The sequence below is a fragment of the Phaeobacter sp. JH20_02 genome, from assembly GCF_048056915.1.
Classification (GTDB): Bacteria; Pseudomonadota; Alphaproteobacteria; order Rhodobacterales; family Rhodobacteraceae; genus Phaeobacter; species Phaeobacter bryozoorum.
In genome coordinates, this window is sequence record NZ_JAYMVP010000028.1 from 31820 (window position 1) to 49470 (window position 17651).

Here is a 17651-nt window from a genome sequence, read left to right on the forward strand (position 1 = left end):
ACGCCCCTCGGAATGCGCCGCGCACGGGACGGTAACCTGAGATTAAGGCCAAGATAGTAGGCTTGACGCGCGTTTGAACAAGGATGCGTGTCATGGTGGCCACGCCGACCCCCTATTCGCTGTCCGGACCGGGTCCGGGGATGACGGTTGCGACCGTCTCCTCTGGTGTCCTGCATGGCGTGACCTACCCAAAGGTTGGCGGCCAGACCGTCCAGCTGGGCGAACTCCTCGGCGCGCTCAGCCATGCGCTTGATCTTACAGAAGGCCAGCCAGAGGGTCATTGCGTAAGATGCTGCTGGATCGGCATGCAGGTCGCCGATTACCTCGATCTGTCGCAGGAGGATCGCGCTGATCTCTACTTTACCCTGCTTCTGAAGGATCTCGGCTGTAGCTCTAACGCCGCCCGCATCTGCGCGCTCTACCGCACGGATGATCTGACCTTCAAACGCAATTTCAAATTCGTAGACGGAACCACCCGGCAGAAGCTCGAATTTGTCCTGCGCCATACCGGCCAGGGCGACAGCCGGTTGAAGCGGTTGAAAACAGTGACCGGCGTGATTGGCCGCAGCGGCAGTCTGGCGACTGAGCTGATCCAGACCCGCTGCGATCGCGGCGCGGAGATCGCCCGGCTGATGCGGTTCTCCGAACAGGTCGCAGAAGGGATCGCAGGGCTGGACGAGCATTGGAACGGCGGCGGCCACCCGGCCGGCATCAGCGGTGACGAGATTCCGCTGTTCTCGCGCATTGCGCTGATGGCTCAGGTCACCGATGTGTTCACGCTGCAGATGGGCTCAAAAGCCGCCGCTACCGAGCTGGAGGAGCGTGCCGGAAGCTGGTTCGATCCCGATCTTGTTCCAGTGTTTACCCGGGTGATCCGGTCCCCCGGTTTCTATGACGCATTGACCAGCAGTCGACTGGAAGCGAGCGTGTTCTCGGATCGCTCCGCCCGGGCGACCCTCACGGTTGATGAAACCTATCTCGATGAAATTTCCTACGCTTTTTCAAAGGTTATCGACGCAAAAAGCCCCTTTACCTACGGCCATTCCGAACGGGTCGCCCATTACACGGACATGATCTGTGAACAGTTGGGCCATGATCTGGTGCATCGTCGCTGGATGGTGCGGGCCGGACTTCTGCATGATTTGGGAAAGCTGGGGGTATCCAATGCAATCCTCGACAAACCGGGCAAGCTTACGGAGGAAGAGTTCGCCTGCATGAAGCTGCATCCCGTGCTGGGACACGACGTTCTGCGGCGGATTTCAGTCTTTGAAGACGTGGCGGAGGTGGCAGCGGCCCATCATGAACGGCTCGATGGGAAAGGCTACCCGCATGGGCTTGCAGCCGCCGATCTCACCACCGACATGCGCGTGCTGACGGTTGCTGACATCTTTGACGCGCTGACCGCGGACCGGCCCTATCGCTCGGCACTGCCGCTGGAAAAGGCCTTTGAGATAATGGATGATATGCAGGGAACGGCCATAGATCCGGCGATATATCACGCCCTGAAGGATGCCATAGCCGCCAGCCCCTGGCCTGCCCGCGAAGAGCGGCCATTCTCACCAAAACTCTAGCGCCCCAGATGCTTATCTGGGGTTTGTCAGCAGTCCACCGGATGCAGGCAAAACGGCGCTGGAGACAACAAAAAAGCAGAGAGGCAGCAATCGCGCTCTCTGCTTTTCATGGTACCCAAGGCCGGACTCGAACCGGCACGCCCGCAAAGGCGGGGGATTTTGAATTCCGAAGTTATTCTTCAAAATCAAGGTGGTTGTACTCAGGAAAAGCTGGGCGGCGTCGATGTGATGCCGTCCGGTACCCAACCCCGAAACACACCAATTTGTGCATCAGTGCGGCCCGGTCAGCTCTGCGATATCCTTCAGCTTCCCGGCATTGCATCGGGCGGTCGCGCGCCAACCATAGGTCAGCTCTATCAGCCCGCCCTCTGATCGTGCGCCCTTCACCGGTTCAGAGCAGGGCGTGGTCAGCTCAGCCGGTATCGGGCGCTCGACATAGACAGGCACCGGTTCGGGCTGGCTACAGGCGGTCAAAAGCATCGCCGAGAAAATCAGACAGTGGCGCATCATACCCCTCCATTTCGCGCAGGCGGCGCAGGTCCGCATCCAGTTGGCGCTGTTCGCTCTGCATCCGCTTGATGTGGGCGTCCAACACATCAGCCGCCTGCCGCGCATCCTCGACCTGCCGTTCGGTGACCCAAAGGCGGCGCTTGGCTGCGTCCAGTTCGTCCTGTACCGCGGCACGGCGCCCGGACTGCCACCAGCCCCAGCCAGTTGCGGCCAGGGCGGCGATAAGGGCAGTGATGGTCAGAGCGTTGCGGATCACCCGTTCACCGCCTTGAGGCACATCGAGCGCTCGCTGATCCGGCGGTTGGTGAGACCCCGCAGCACACGACCCCCGGCTCGGTTCCAGCGCGGCAGTTCTTTGCAGGCACCGACCAGATCCCCGGCGTTGGCCTTGCGCACGAGCGTTGACCGACAGGCCGCCCCTGCCCCGACATTGTAGGTCCAGGACAGAAACGCGATCTTGGCGCCGGTCGGAACATCGGCCTTCAGACAGCGGTCCAGCTGGGCCTCATAGCTGCGGAGTTCCAACGCGAACATCGCGTCACACTCTGCTTTGCTGTAGCTATCTCCGGGGGCCACGCCTTTGGTTTCGCCGTAGCAGACGGTCCAGACGCCCACGGCATCGCGATATGCCTCCGTCCGAAGGCCTTCCCACCCGCCGATGAATGCGGTCGCCAGAGCAGCACTTGCTGCGGCTCCCATGACTGTTTTGCGCGCCTTACCCACGGTAGGCACCCCACTGGGTCATAACCCGGGCCACGGCAGTCAAACCGGCCAGCGCAATCATCAAGCCGGAATAGATCTGAGACGGGATCCCGGCCTCGAAGAACGGCAGAACCGCCTGAACCACGCTGAGAGCGATCATCAGGTAGAGGCCCCACATGGACCAAGCTTCGAGGGCAATCTTTTGCCAATCGTGCGTCAGTTTCATTTTCTTCCTCTGGTGGTGCGCTAACGGGTGCGCTTGTGAACTTGTGCAATCATTGGGTGTTGGGTAGAGGTCACAAATGCCCGGAGTATTTTCCCGATCGACCGATCAGATTATTGAGCTGAAAAACCCGCTGCTGGTGCCGTGGACGGATGCCACGCGTTCCGAACGATCTGCCACAGTGTTCGGTGCTGACGGGACGCTGTGTTCTGAGGCGGTGTCGTGGAAGGAACCAGGTGAAGCGCGCTCTGCCCTTCCTGACGTCCTGCCAGATCCCGCAACGCACTTGGCTGGCCGCTACCTGTTCGGGGGGATATTGCAGCCCCACTTCGGCCACACCCTCGCGGAAAGCACCGGGCGGCTATGGGCGCTCGATCAGGCAGGCGATATTGACGGCATCCTGTTCTTTGCGCGGGACGTGAAAGCAGCGCGGCCCCGTTTGATAAATCCGGCCAAGGCGGTGTTGGAGACTTTTACGCAAGGGCGCCGTGTTGAGATCGTGACGGAACCTGCGACGGTTGATCAGCTGGTGATCCCGGAACAGGGCTTCGGCCTAAAGGACATGGCCGCTGGAACGCCGGAGTTCGCCGCCTTTGTCGATCGCGGGGTACGCCTGCCCTCCAACCCGCAGCGCAAGATCTACATTTCCCGCAGTCGCTTCCCAAAAAACGGCCGGTTCCTGTTCGAGGATCGTATCGAGCAGTATCTGGCGGCAGAGGGCTATCTGATCTTTCACCCCCAAGAACACAGCATGAGTGAACAGATCGAGGCCTACCGCACGGCAAGTCATGTGGTCGCCAGCGATTGCTCAGCGATGTTTCTGGCGGGGTTCGCTGTGCCGCGGGGCTGTCAGGTCGGGATCATCAATCGACGGCTCATTGGCGCCACCTACAGCCTGGAGCAGATGTTTCGCCTGCTGGCCGGGTGCGAGGTGTTTCCCTTCCGGCAGATCGTGCGTCAGTGGTGCCAGGTCGGTGCGGAGGACAACCCGCTAAAAGATCTGTCGTTGCTGGACATGACCGCGCTGTCGGAGGGGCTGCGCAGCGCGGGGTTCATATCGGGCACAGATTGGCCCCAGCCGTCCGACACCGAGATCAAAGATGAGGTCAGCTTTTGGTCTCGCGATTTCGGGAAGCAGTTCCGCGAAAAGGACTTGGCACGAGCCGAGCGGTAGAGATGAGGTGAGACGTGGCGAAACTGATCCTGCACATCGGTCACAGAAAAACCGGATCCAGCGCTATCCAAAGCTGGTTGGCCGTCAATGGCGCCAAACTCAGGGACGCGGGCTTTGCTTACCCGGAACACGGATCGTTTGGTGAGGCCCAGAAAGGGCACGTGACGCAAGGCAATGGCCGATTGATCTTTGATCCTGGCTTCACGCTGAAAACAGACACGCTGCTATCCAACGAGGGGCTGTTTATGACGCTCTCGCAAGACGGCGCACTGGACGAGATGATCAGTCGACGTGCACCGGATCTGCATGTGGTCCTGTATACGCGGAATGTCTTTGAATACTTGGTGTCGTCATGGGGGCAGAAGGTGAAGACCGCCGGCCTTCCTGAGGATCTCGACAGCTACCTACTGGGCTACGAGGATGATCACTACAGCACGATCCCGTTTTGGATCAACGCGGCGGCATCGGACGGGTTCAAACTCAGCATCAGGAACTATTCCGCCCGCAAGAGCGATATCATCCGCGACTTCCTTACCACTTGCTTTGGCCCGGAATTTGCGACGTCAGCGAATGTGTCGGACGTGAGGTCGCCGGTGAACCGGTCCCTCACTGAATCCGAGACCCAAGTGCAGCTGCTATTCAACCGATACATGGGCAAGCGCTCGCGGCGGCTGATCAGCTACCCGCTTGTGCATGAACTGCCTGATATCCGTGCTGGCAAGGCGGTGTTTTCAGAAGCGGCCTATGATGCCGTGCGCGGCCAGATCTCCGGCACCATCGCTGAGGTGAACGAGTTTGTCGCGGAAGAAGACCGGATCGAGATTGAGCCGTACGAGAAATATGCGCCTGCTGATGCTGCGCCCAACAACACCGTTACCCTGACCCACGATCAGCTTGAAGTGATCATCCGCAACGTCTGCGCTCACATGGCCGACCGGAGCCTTGGTGTCGAGGATGCAGATGTTTTGCGGGATGTGGCCATGATGTTTGAAAAAGGTGGGACGCCTGATCTGGTACAAGCCGCTGACCTGATGGCGCTGGCAGAACGAGCGCGGCCCAATGGCGGGTTTATCCGCAAGAAAGCCGCGCAATTTAGGAACATGCTTGGCCGTTACCGGGGCTGAGCGCTAGGGATACCAGCGCGTTTCGGTCGCCCACAGTGGGTGGCACCGATGGAAGACAACCACATTAGACATTTCGAGTTGTTCGGCTGTCAGTTGTACCAGCCAAGGCCCGAACTCGAATACACCCGCTCCGCGATCCCGAGTGCCTTCCTCGAATGTGATGGCTGCGACCGTGCCTATCTCGGTGCGAAATTCGATACCAGAGAAAGTGCAATCCCGCAGTTTCACACTGCGCCCTGTTATCCTCACATAAGTTGGGCCGCTGGGTGTGATCTTATCAAAGCTGGTTTCGCCTGCCACAGGGAAAAGGTAGCCTTCGACCTGCCCACCGACAGCTGACCCAAACACAGCAACGGCCATAGCAAAGGCGGCGATGAGCGCGTTCTTAGTCAATGCTGAACCCTCCTTTGAGCGCATACGCGATCGCACCCATGATCATCGCGCCGACAACAAGCCTGACCAGCCACCGGAGGATATCTTCGATTGAATCGAGGCGCTTCTCCACATTGGTGCGATGGACCTCATCCACGGCGTTGCTCATCTCAAGCGCTTGCAATCGACGTTCGATGACACGTCGCCATTCATCTTCGGTCATGCGCCACCTTGCTGCTTGATGATTGCTGTGAGGTCCATGGTTAGGGCCGAGTGAACACTATCGGTTGCAAATAGTCCGAACCCGTAAGGCCGCTGACCTGCCATTCTGTTGTCCATGATAGGTTATCGCCACTGCTCTGGAAAAAGACCTCTGCGGGTGCGTAGGCAGTTTGAGGGCACGCCCAAACAAACTCGTTAATTGACAGAGGGGTTTGGAAGTCCCACCCGATCATACCTCGGCTGTTCGCGACGGGGCTGTCAGGTACGGTATTTGTGTATTGAGCAATCCACTGAGAAGATCCGCTCGCGTCGAAGGCGTTTTCGTACACGAAAGACGAGCCTAGCTCAGAAGAAGCAAACCCGCGCGCTGTGGCTAAACTGGGGTCGGTTAAATCAGCGCCACCGGCAGTCCCGCGCAACTCGAGATTTGATGCGCGGACGCCACTGTTATCTGCTGCGGATGTCATCGCGCCGGATACGACACGCCAATATCTAGCCGGAGTACCACCCCCGCCCTGGCTCGCCGCAGCCAACAACGCCCTTCGTTTTAACAGCGCCATACCAGCCCCCTATGTTGCCGCCACGGCTTTGGATGCCGTGATGACTGTGATCCCGTCCTGATACTCAAACATCAGCTCGGTACGATCCCAGAAGGTGCCAGCGGGGATGGCAGTCGCGCCCGCGCCGCCGTAATCTGTTTCCGACCAATACATCGTGCCGCGCACCGTCAGAGTGAGGTTGTGCAGATGGCCGTCGACCAGCAGCAGCCGACACACCTCACCATTGTTGATCGCGCTCATGTTGAAGCTGACATCCCCGGTTTTCACGATCTTGACGGAAATACCGTTGGTCCGATCCCAAACATGAGCGCCGGAAAACGAGGACAAGTCTTCGATTGTCGATCGCGCGTGTCCGTCCGCACCGTCCACAAGCAAGCCGCCTCCGTTTGATGCCTGTAGCAAGGGCGTATTGTTCCCATCGTTGGTCCCGTCAGGAGACCTGCCACGCAACACGATCCCGGCGACAGGATCGGCGACGGTGCCAACAGTCGCGTCTGCCGCGTTGTTCTTCCCGGGCGAAAGATTTCCGCTGCCGTCGACAACCCAATCGCCTAAATTGGTGCCGCCATCCAAGTCGGAGAGGTCAACGGTGAGATTATCACCCACGGATCGGCTGACGGTCAGGACATTTGTCGCGGCATCAAACGTCAGGCCATCTGCAACACCATCAGATCCGCCGCCTCCACCTCCGCCATAATTTGCCACAGCAACGTATTTATCCAGAACATCGACCCACAGGAATTCCGTGATCTGGAACGCCCCCGCCCCGATGGTCAAAGGCCCCACACAAAGTGGACTGTTCACCACGTCGATCTTTGTGCCGGCATCCGAGCTTAGGCAGGCCAGCCAGAAACGCCGCGCTTCCATCTTCTCCACAGTCAGGGTGCAGGCGTATCCGGCAGTGTTGACGTAATACAGGCAGTCTTGTTGCGGGGTGAAGTTGTGCGGCTCATCAGGCAGCCGGATCGTGGAATCAACACCAACGGGATATTCGCCGGAATATGAAGCGGCAGCACGAAGCAGAGAGGCCATCGCCCGCGGATCAGGCTCAAGCGAGGCACTGAATAGGTCGCCGTTGCGCATTTGGTGGCTGTTGTTCACATCCTGCGCCGCGCCATATGGCCCCTCAGGCCCGCCGGTGCTGATGAACTCGACAGGTACGCCGCGCAGTTCGTCGTCGGCATTCCGGTTGTTGGCGGCATGGACGCGAATTTGGAGCTCTTTCTGGCCGGTTGCCGCGTCATAGTAAACGCTCTCGACCCATACCGGACCTTCAAGGCTGTTCGAAGTTGCATCCAGATCCAGAGTGGTCACGTAGGTCCATGCGCCGTTGATGGGGTCAGTGGCTGAGTGGATCTCGATATCCCGGTTTCTGCTGTTCTTGATGCACATGTACCACGTGCCGTCTTGTGCCTGCATAAGATCAGGCTCCAGCATCGGCGTCGTGCTTGCCCCAACATTCATGGCAATCGGCGGGCCGACCACCATGGCCTGCGCGCCGGGTGTACTGGTGATGCTCAGCACCTCGCAGATATGCGGGCGCATTGTCACCGGGGTGCCGTTTGTTGGCTCATCAGGCAGCTGCGTTCCGAGGCTGGCCGTCATCCATACCGCATCGCCGATATTGTGGAAACGAGGCCCCCAAATAACGCCGACAGGCTGTGCAGCGCCGGGGATTGTGGTCCCTCGGACGCCCCCGTACTGGTTGCTGCCCGTAATCTGACAGTTGATGATTTCAGGCTCGCCTAGACCGTTCATGAAGTAGAACGAGAAGTCATAGGGTTCCCCGTCGCCAGCCGTCACCGGCACCATGAACTGCCCTTCCTGCCGTGACCAGAACGGCTGCGCATCTCGCCCGCCTGTTTTCGCCCCACCAGCCCCGCGCGGAATCGGGAATTGGTTCAGACGCCGCATGATGCTGCTGTCCCGACCGATGAAAAGCTGCTGCTCCGTCTCCGTCTGGTTTTTGAAGAATGTTCCCACGAAAAGGTTATCCGGGAAGTCTCCTAAGAGGCGCAGACCGTCGACACCGAACCGCCAAAACGCGCTCTCAAGGCCCGTCGCCGTGGCATCAATCGTATAGCTCTGACCATAGCAGGACACCCACTGACCGTCGCGCAGATCGCCCCGCAGGATCGCGGCGCGCAGCTTGTAGATATCGGAGAACTCCGGCCCGATCTCGAACGCTTTGACCCCGCCAGCGGTCACAATATCCGGGTCAGTCTCAGTGGGATGGGCAACGATGTAACGGGTGTTCTCAGTTTCCGGTGAAAGGATCGTGCCAACGGTGTAGCTCTCAGTCGGATCAGCCAATAGTGCCTGACCGGTGCGAAACGCCTTGATCATGGTCAGTTCGTCGTCTGGCACCCCCGCATCACGCGGCTCGACCAGCTGGATACCTGTTCCTTCAGCATTGATTGCCAGAACCTTGCCAGCCGTCAGTGGAACCGGGTCGATGGCTTTGAAGAAGCGAAGGCTCCGGCGGCTGTTGCGGAACAGCTCAGCCAGAACCGACCAGATCCGCCCCAGTTCGACATTGAACTTCTGAACGAGTTGACCGCTGTTCAGGTAATTCTGCTGGCGCCAAGGTGTGAGCGCACCATCAATGATAATGATTGAGCCTTCGCCCAAGGGGGCATCGAACGTGAGCGTCGCGTTGTCGTCAAACCCGTCGTTGAAACTGGTTGAGAGCGTCCAATCCTCCCGCGGCGCATCATTGACGTAGACAGCCAGCCCGTCTGTATCGAACAGACGGAAATCGAGATCAAACGGGCCCGCGCTCGCAGAGGCCAGTGTGATGGTCGTGGAACGATCGGATTTTGCAACGGTAGCCATGAGCGAGACTTTGCCCGCCATGACTGCCTAACAAATGCACATGTGGCTTTAGGAGAGCCGGAGAGCCGTCACACGAGCGCCATAGGTTGCTCCGGCGACGCTTCCATTGGTGGTGTTGTAGAACTTGAACGACACGGTGTTGGCGGCTGAAATCCAAGCCTGACATGTCAGACCATGCGCCAGTTCGCCCGTGAGCGCCCACACCAGCTGATCCGTGACTGCCGCATCCGCAAGGGTTGCTGTCACAACCTCAGAGGCACCTGCTGCAATCGAGATAGGCGAAAGGCTCACCTCGCCATGCAGTACGCTCTCTAGCGTGGCCCCGCCATCAAATCCAATGGTAGCGTCGAGAGCAGTGAGGTTCTCAATCTCGCTTGTGCCGAAATTGTGGTCGCCGCCGTCCTTGGCAACGCCTTTGAGCAGCGTCGAACGCTTGGCTTTTTTGCTGGGGTTGGTGCCGGCGGAAACGTCGTAGATCACCAGCTCGTCATTGTCGCTGATATCTGCCTCTGAAAGCTCGTTTAGCCCTGTGATCTCTGTTGACATGGTGACCTCATTGAATGACGCGACAATCCGTCAGGACGCCGCGCCACCCAATGCACATCAGCCACCGAGAATACCTGAGATATCTGGGGCGCGGTCAGGCGTCGGGCTTCCGGGCATCCACCACGAGGAGTTTCCGTCCCGGTTTTCACGCGCTTGAGCCCGTTTCTTGATCTTGGCCGCGCTTTCAGGATCCAAGAGCATCTGCAACTGATCCCATAGCAACCGGTCCATGGCAGGGCCGATAGCCGGGGTCTGCCCCATTGGCGTATATCTGCGCCCGATATCCGTGAGTTCCTTGGCAAAGTTGGTGTCTTGGCCTGTTGCAAACTCCCAGGCGTTTTTGATGGTCAGGTTCCAGACGTCACCAATAGTCTGCGGGACCGGACCCGCGACATAGGCCGGGAAGCCCCCTCCCCAAGACGCCTGACCTGTCGACACAATATCGCCGATGATACCTAAACCGCCGCCCTTGAGAGTCGCCTTCCCCCAGAATGCCGGACTGGTCATATCCATCGGATCATTGCCTTTGATGATCTCGCTCAGCTGGAGAGCAATCCCGCCCATGACGGTTGCTCCAGCAGCAAGGTTCATCGCATACCCAATTTTACCGCTGAGCGTTGGCTGAGCCATCGTGCGCCGGAACTGGTTGACGGTGAATGTCATCGCAAAGCTCTTGAACATCAGACCTGATTTCCAGATCTCGTAAGGCAATGTTCCTGGGGGCAAGTCTGTCGAGCCTGGGTCCAGCATCCCTCGCGCCAAGAGGCTCTGGGTGGGTACGGCGAACTCAGTCTGTTCCTCGATCATGCCTTGGACTTTGAAGAAGATCTCGTCAGCTCGATCGCGGGGAAGGTCCGTGGCTTCTCGCCAGTACAGCGGATCAACAAAGGTGGCACCATTTCCGGCAGTGAACATCGCCTCTGGGGCAGTCAGCGCGCCCCATTCGCCTTCTGTCAGCCCGGAATCCCGCAGGAATTTCCCAATCGGATGATCAATATCGGCGAGTTTCTTTCCCGCCTGCCCCGCCATCACTCCGCCCATCTCCCACTGGAATGCCATACGAGCGGAATCGGTCCAGCCAGAAAGCCCCTGAATGCGCATCGAGGCGCTGGAAAGGCGCTCTGCGATCTCTGAGGGCGGAACCTCGCTCTGGAACCGTGCCAAGGCAATACCGGGATCTGCCAGCGTGTCCGCTACCCAATGCGCGCGCAGTGCCTCTCCTCCTGATAGTTCGTTGGCCATGATCTCAACATGCCGGCGCATGACATTGGTTGGGCTTGCGCCGACAGCTTGGGCCGCCAACCGCATAGTGTTCAGGTCCGAGACCGAAGAGATGATTGCGCGATCGAGAAATGCCGACGTCATCACGTGGCGGGCGCTGCTCATGAAAGTCGACACATAGTCCTGAAACAGAGTCTCTGGCATTCCGCCGCCGCTCTCGACTGCGAACATGCGTCGCGCATGGTTACCGTTGCCTTCGACCTTCTGTGGGTCCAGCCCTTCGTCACGTGCGCGCTTCATCGCCAGCTGCTGCTGGTACTCGACACCGAGGCCAGGGTTTGGCCCAAACTCGCGCATCGCCACAATATCCCGGCTCATCTTGTGGACATGCCCCATCAGGCTCTTGAACGGATCACCCGTGCCGTATGCCTTGTTGTAGGCGATCCAGTCGTCAGAGGTTTTGAAATGCAGGACACGGCTTTCCGCGCGGCGCCGGTAGAGCGCAGAACCCTTTGGTCGCCCATAGACGGCCTCACGGCTTTCACGGCCATAGGCGATATTGTCGTAGATCTCGCGAAGGAAACGCTCCTGAGTTTTCAGATCCGGCGCCGGTCCACCTTCGGCCTGAAACGGACGGCCGGTCAGGTGATCTTCGATGCGTGTCCACTCGATGCCCTGATGGATATCTGAAAACCATCGGTCGAACCCAGCCTTCGTGACAGCGCGACGGCTGTGGCTATGAGGGATGCCGTAGTTGTCCAGCTTGCCGATAATGCCACCGGCCTCGTTGAACATGAGCCGCATATCCTCCAGCGCCTCACCCACGCCTTTTGCCAGCGCTGCCGCCGCAGCATCGCCAGTGCTTTCCCCATGCAGCTCAGCCAAGAGGTTCCGCATTTGAGCCGGTTTGGTCACATTGCCCAACAGGTCACGGTGATGATCTCGAAGGAATGAGGCCAGACGCCCGTTGAAGCGACGAACGAGGCCTCGCGCCTTGTAATCCAGATCCTCGACGGTGCGGGTTTGGTGCTTGGCCAGATCCGGGGCCGAAGATACGCCTTGCTGGAGCTTTCGGTTATTCGCCATTTTCGCCTGAAAAACGTGACGTGTCTCGCCCGCCTCGCGCCGGAATGCCTCTTTCACATCTTCTGCTGCCATTGCCTCGGCATTGTTGCGACTATGGCCTTGGCGCTCGTACCGGTCCCGCAGATCCTCCCACATCCGCTGGGCGCGCTCGCCGCGTTCACGATCAGCACTGCCCTCGTCAATGGCGTCCTTTACACAATCCCAGAAACTCATGTTTCCCCTCCAGGTGCCATGCCACAAAGATCAATACGGCTGCTGAATTGGTCGCCCTCGTCCAGATAATCCAAGACGTCCTGATCAGTCCGCAACACACGGCCATCCTCGGTCAACATATCAACCACGGTCGGCCCGTTTGACTCGATCTCATCACGGAACGAAGACGCGACATTTTGCTGAATAGTGCGGGCTTCCGGGCTGGCAGGATCATCGAACATATCAGTCTGGGCCCGCGCTCCCAGATCGAAAAGCCCATTATCGGCAGCGGCATCGCCACCGCGCATCGGCGCGCCCTGCCGTGCCTCAAGTTGTTGGCGTTGGCTTAGCGGCTCGATGCCGGTGGCGACGACTTGCTCCCCGGCGGCTGTTTGCTCTGTTCGAGTTTCTGGAGGATCTTCTGTCCGCGTTCCGCTCGTGCCTTCTGTGCCGGTGTCGCTGTTGGATCGTCCAGCACCGTCTGTGCCTTGTCCATCATTGCGCGGCGCCTCGGGCGCATCTGGGAAGGGGATTTCATCAAAGGCGTCCTCTGGCAGCGGTGCAGTGGCGAGCTCAATCTCGCGTTCTGCGATACGTTCTACCAGATATTCAGCCTCGCCACCACGGGTTTGCAGTTGATCAAGGATTTCGGCCCGCTCCTCCTTTGTAAGGAAGGTCAGACCGTTGCGTTCCAGATACCTGTCGAGGTCTTGCTCAATCTCCAAGCCCGCGTTGTTGCCGTGGACAAACTCATATTCATTGAGATCAACGAACATCCCGCCTTCGGCCTCAGCACCGGCGGTGTAGTCATCAGCGGGGTTGCCATCACCTTCCCGCAGATAAGCCTCCAGATCCGCCTCTCTTGCCTCGACCTCGGCCCGGGACTGCAACCAGCTGCTGTCCCGATCAAGATCTCGACCAAGCACTTCAAGGAAACCATCCCGATCCAGATATGGTGAGCCTCGCTGAGTGCCTGTAGCCTCAATGATGCCTGGGAATTCTGCCTCCAGCTCATCAGCCACCAGATTGTCGAAATCCTTGCGGCCGTTGCGAGAGAACAGACCGGGCATTGTCTTCGGCGTGATGCCGCTAGCCCGCAATTCATCTGCGGCCATACCCTCTGGATGAATTTGGAGGTTTTCCCCGCCACCCTTGTGATTGTCGCGAAGAAACTGCGCCAGGGGTCGGGCCGCACTCCGGTCCGCTGCCCTTGCCTCATCGACAGCTGATTGCAGACCAGAGAGAAGATCAGGCTCTTCCTGTGGCGCTGATGGGGCAGCATCTTGGATCAGCGGGGGGCGTTTCGGGTTAATCGGGTTTTCCAGCAAGTACGGTGCCGCCTGCGCCTCGTCTTGCAACTGCCGGATCTGTTCGAATGGCTGCGGTGTGTCGCTGGTCAGAATGTCCTCGACCTGATCAACCATCGCCCGTGCGCTAAATTCGTCATAGCCGGGGATTTCTGGCACCCGGTTGCGCATCTGGAAATAGCTGATGCCACGGGCACCACCCTCAACCAGCCCTCCAAGGGCACCACCAGCCACAGCGGCGAGGCTCAGCTGGGTCACAACATCAGGATCCGGGATATCCAGCCGCTCCGCCATTTCGAACTGTGACGGCAGAAATGCGGCTTCAGCTGCGGTGTTGATCATCGCTTCCTGACCAATCGTCCGCCAAATCGAACCGCCACCACCGCCCAGGGCAAGAAAGGGAAGGTTTTTCACATCCGCGGTGATCCCGATCATGCTGCCTAGAAAGCTGACGACGCCAGATCCGCCAGGCATCATATCCAGCGTTGCGCGCGCATCCTCGTATTCGGCCTGAAGCTCCGCATTCGCCTCTGCGGTGATCACGTCATCCGAGAATTCAACATCTGCCCAGGCTTCGGGTTGATCAGCTGACGCCTCGCCAGCCAGCTCAAACACTACTGCCTCCATGTAGTCAGGCATATGAGACGGGCGCCGGTCCATCATCCGCGTGAATATTGAAATCGACTGCTCAGATATGCCCTGATCCCGCGCGCGTTGCTCTATCGCTTCGGCACCAAGACGATCAGCCAGCTCCCAGCCCTTTGATGCACGGGTTTTCACCGTCGTTCTGCGGGCGATGAAATTGGCATCGTTTTCAAGACTGGCCACGGTGATAGCGGCGCCAAGGCCATCTGAGAAACCTGACGCCAGATCAACGTCGTCGTTTCTGGCTTTGATGGTCGGCGCTTCAGTCGGCTGGTTGAGAAAGAAGGTCACTCGCTGGCCTCCATGAACTTTTGGAGATCAAAGATCAGAACGTTCCCATTGCCATCCTCAACATCCAGCTTTGCCGCGCCGTTGGTGACCTCCAGACGATACAGGTTTCCGCCAATCGAGACAGGGCGCACCATGTCGTTGTCGACGTACCTGCTGGGGATCGGTTGGCCGTTGATGCGCGGACGGAAGTCAACGGCGGGCATATCCGCCGTTCTCTGTTCTGCTGCCGTGACTGCTTCTTCAATGCTTCCATAGGACGGCAAGCCCTTACGAGTGATCGGGTCGATTGCTTGGCCGCTACCAAAAGCGGCCTCTAGCGCAGCATCATCGCCAAGGATTGTCCCACCCTCTCCGACTGTCGGGACATTGTAGAACCGCCCGTCCGGCCCCTGTTCGGTTATTGTCTTTTCGGAGTACGTTTCGCCGTTGTGGTACCAGATCGGACGCCCGTCCTGGGTCGTCGTGCCGGAATTCAATGGGCCACTTCTAGCTGCTGATGCGAGCCACAGAGCAGATGCATTGCTTTCCTCGGGAAGACCTCCAAACAGGGCTGCTCCGAGCAGCGCCATTCCACCGCCAAAGCTGCCATCGGTAGGGCTGCCGCCGAGAGCCAAACGCAGCGCACTGTCCACTTTCTTGCCAGCAACTCCTACCGGTAGGAGCGTCTGGTGCCCCATGACGGCCTGAACACCACCCGTGACCTCGCCACGCTTGTTTTTCGATTGTCCAAGAACGGTCTGGATCGACTGTTTCATGAGATCGCTTGCGGCATCGGAGGTCGGGTCGATCCCCTGAGCCTGAGAAGCGTAGAGAGCCTTGGCCGCTTCCATCAATTCCGCCTGTGCTTCTATCCCGCCTGAGATACCCTGAAATGCTGTAGCAACCTGGCCGTCAAAAGCTGTAATACTGTCCGATTTCGGCGGCAGTTGAACCATGTTTTCGGCGATCATTTGCTGACCTTGGAGAATAGCTTGCGCCACTTCGGGCCGCCCCCCTAAAGCCTGCATTTTGCCCGCGAACATCGTCACTCGGTCGCCGCCGATTTCATCGAACACACGAACTGCATCCTGCCCGAACCCGGCAACAATCGCCCCTGACATCGCAGCCACGATTGCCGGGTCCGTGCCCTTGCCCATCAGCACACCCAGCTGATTGGCTTCTTCCTCGCTCAGAAATGAATTGGTGTCCGTGTATCCAGCAGCACGTAGCCGGTTCATGTATTCCCGCCGCGCAGAAAGAGCGTCCACGAATTTTCCGGGATCCTCTGGTGTCAGGTCCGGGAGCGGCGGCGGCGGCGTTTCCAGAACTTCGGAGGCACGTTTGACAGGATCATCGGCCCAAGCCTTCCGGTTTTCCTTCGCCATTTTTGCAGCTGCATCGGCAACGTCGATTTCCCATTTTTCGCCAACTGGCCCCTCCATGATACGGGCGATTTCTTGCGCCTGCTGATCCGGTGTCATTTGCAGAAACCCAGGGGTGTTGTCCCTGAGAGCCACGAATGCCTTTGCCTCACGGGCCAGTTCCGGGTGTGCCGCCACAGCTGCCGGGTCAGACAGGATTTCCTCCCCTTCGGCCTGACGCCCTGCCTTGGCGGCGTCAGTAATCAGGTTGAGAGTGTCTTTGACCTCGCTGTTGCGGGCATCTCTCCGCCGCTTAATTAGCGCCTGAGCCGTATCCTCAGCCTTGAGGAACACATTTGCGGATTGCTCTGGGGTCCACGCTACGCCCGGTAGTGCCTCGCGGGCCTGTAATACGTTGTCCAGACGCCGCTGAGCGGCATCAATCTCAGATGGGTCGCCGGAAGCAATTGCCTCCGCATATTCGCCAGACCAACGCTCCATCAACGCACGGGACGAATTGTTGGCGCGCGCCCGGGTCTCGGTGTGCTTTGCGTCCATGATACCGAGACTGGTTTTGCGGGCAGCATCTGAAAGGACATCCCGCAGATCGCCGGCTACCTCTGGTGCGGCTCCTTTGACCACCTCATCAATGTAGGCCTGCGCGGCCTCTGTATAGCCCTCAGGGTCGTACTCGTACTGGTTGCCTATATCGTTCAGCGCAATGGACGCCTGATTGATGGTTTCAGCTTGATATGCAACACGAGCAGCGGCGTCATGTGCCTGAAGGATGGGGCCTGCATAGGGTGAGAACCTGCGTAGCTGAACTGAGCCGTCGCGCGCTCTGATCGAGACGCCGGTTTCGCCCCCTGCCAAAGCTTCATCACCCTTGCCGCCCCTCAGTGCTGCAACGAAGCGATCGCCATACCCCCCAACAGTTGTACCGAGAACATCTTTGCGCTCCTCTTTTCCTACGCCGCCGGGACCGGCAAACCATGCCTGAGCCGCACCTCTTTCTCCGTATTTTGCGACATAGCCACCGAACCGATGATCAAAAATCTGATCTTGAATTTCCCCTTTGGAGAGAAACTCATCGGCGGAGACCTCTCGGCCTAAAGCAGCCTTAGACCACGGGCCAATGTTGGCCTCCATAATCTGGTATCGGCCTAGCGCGCGACCCAGTTTCGGATGTGTGGGACCGATCGCCTGATAATCGCCACTACCTCGGCTTTCGATCGACGCAATCGCATCACGGTAGTTACCGCCCTGCAACCGGTCATCACCGCCTCCGCCGGAAACTGACCCGTTCCCGAAGTCCTGACGCGCGCGTTGGCGCCCCAGCTCTTTTCCCTCGCGTTCCATCTGCTCGACGGCAACTGGTGCTGTCCGGTCGTAGAGGTCATTCAACCCATCTGCCAAAACGCGGAAAGTCGCGCCTCCATCTGGCGCGACCTGTCGAAACTGAGAGATTGGATTGCTGCGAACGATCTTCTTGATTTGAGCCATTATCCGCCACCTCGGTTTGTTCGGTAATCGTGGAGGTCAAAAAGCGATCCACCCGCTTTAAAGCCCCCCTTCCAAAGGGATGCGCGCGCTGCACTCCCTGCATTACGTCCGCGCAGGCTCCAATCAGCGGCCTCCGAATTGCGGTTGCCAAAACCAACCCTGCGCTCGCTGTCTCGGACACGGCGCAACTCGTTCACCACCTCAAGGGTGCCGACATTGGGCCGTTG

14 protein-coding genes are annotated in these 17651 nt (G+C 58.9%); 3 read left to right on the forward strand and 11 right to left on the reverse strand.

The features are described from left to right. The first annotated feature begins 92 nt into the window (after positions 1 to 92). Positions 93 to 1571 (forward strand): HD-GYP domain-containing protein, encoded by a 1479-nt coding sequence (locus VWY34_RS14115; protein ID WP_416545881.1) that lies wholly within the window; start codon positions 93 to 95, stop codon positions 1569 to 1571. Between the two features lie 270 nt (positions 1572 to 1841). Here the strand turns inward: VWY34_RS14115 and VWY34_RS14120 are convergent, their stop codons facing one another. From VWY34_RS14120 to VWY34_RS14135, 4 genes are read right to left on the reverse strand one after another with little or no spacing between them, the layout of a single operon-like run. After that, entirely contained in the window at positions 1842 to 2051 is a 210-nt protein-coding gene (locus VWY34_RS14120) for a hypothetical protein (protein WP_416551577.1), read from the reverse strand. After that, positions 2032 to 2337, reverse strand: a complete 306-nt coding sequence (locus tag VWY34_RS14125; protein WP_416551575.1) for a hypothetical protein — start codon at positions 2335 to 2337, stop codon at positions 2032 to 2034. The genes VWY34_RS14120 and VWY34_RS14125 overlap by 20 nt, the downstream gene beginning before the upstream one ends. Continuing rightward, positions 2334 to 2780, reverse strand: a complete 447-nt coding sequence (locus tag VWY34_RS14130) for a lysozyme (RefSeq protein WP_416551573.1) — start codon at positions 2778 to 2780, stop codon at positions 2334 to 2336. The genes VWY34_RS14125 and VWY34_RS14130 overlap by 4 nt, the downstream gene beginning before the upstream one ends. Before the next feature lie 16 nt (positions 2781 to 2796). Next, the gene (locus tag VWY34_RS14135) at positions 2797 to 3009 is read right to left on the reverse strand and encodes a hypothetical protein (protein WP_416551571.1); all 213 of its coding nucleotides are present in this window, start codon (positions 3007 to 3009) and stop codon (positions 2797 to 2799) included. Between the two features lie 76 nt (positions 3010 to 3085). Between VWY34_RS14135 and VWY34_RS14140 the strand changes: the two genes are divergently transcribed. Beyond that, on the forward strand, positions 3086 to 4180 hold the full coding sequence (locus VWY34_RS14140; RefSeq protein WP_416551569.1) for a glycosyltransferase family 61 protein: 1095 nt from the start codon (positions 3086 to 3088) through the stop codon (positions 4178 to 4180). A 14-nt stretch (positions 4181 to 4194) separates the two neighbouring features. After that, a complete protein-coding gene (locus VWY34_RS14145; RefSeq protein ID WP_416551567.1) occupies positions 4195 to 5304 on the forward strand; it encodes a hypothetical protein in 1110 nt (369 codons plus the stop codon). 3 nt (positions 5305 to 5307) lie between these two features. Here the strand turns inward: VWY34_RS14145 and VWY34_RS14150 are convergent, their stop codons facing one another. From VWY34_RS14150 to VWY34_RS14180, 7 genes are all read right to left on the reverse strand, one after another. After that, positions 5308 to 5697, reverse strand: coding sequence for a hypothetical protein (locus tag VWY34_RS14150; protein WP_416551565.1), 390 nt, complete (start codon positions 5695 to 5697; stop codon positions 5308 to 5310). After that, complete coding sequence (locus tag VWY34_RS14155) at positions 5690 to 5899, reverse strand: pseudouridine synthase (RefSeq protein ID WP_416551563.1); 210 nt, start codon at positions 5897 to 5899, stop codon at positions 5690 to 5692. The genes VWY34_RS14150 and VWY34_RS14155 overlap by 8 nt, the downstream gene beginning before the upstream one ends. A gap of 568 nt (positions 5900 to 6467) precedes the next feature. Then, a complete protein-coding gene (locus VWY34_RS14160; protein ID WP_416551561.1) occupies positions 6468 to 9293 on the reverse strand; it encodes a hypothetical protein in 2826 nt (941 codons plus the stop codon). Between the two features lie 48 nt (positions 9294 to 9341). Continuing rightward, positions 9342 to 9839: a hypothetical protein gene (locus VWY34_RS14165; protein WP_416551559.1), complete on the reverse strand. Its 498-nt coding sequence runs from the start codon at positions 9837 to 9839 to the stop codon at positions 9342 to 9344. Positions 9840 to 9896: 57 nt separating this feature from the next. After that, positions 9897 to 12359, reverse strand: coding sequence for a hypothetical protein (locus VWY34_RS14170; protein ID WP_416551557.1), 2463 nt, complete (start codon positions 12357 to 12359; stop codon positions 9897 to 9899). Then, positions 12356 to 14581, reverse strand: coding sequence for a hypothetical protein (locus tag VWY34_RS14175; protein ID WP_416551556.1), 2226 nt, complete (start codon positions 14579 to 14581; stop codon positions 12356 to 12358). The genes VWY34_RS14170 and VWY34_RS14175 overlap by 4 nt, the downstream gene beginning before the upstream one ends. Further along, entirely contained in the window at positions 14578 to 17424 is a 2847-nt protein-coding gene (locus tag VWY34_RS14180) for a hypothetical protein (RefSeq protein ID WP_416551554.1), read from the reverse strand. Before VWY34_RS14180 ends, VWY34_RS14175 begins: the two co-directional genes overlap by 4 nt. Between the last annotated feature and the right edge of the window lie 227 nt (positions 17425 to 17651).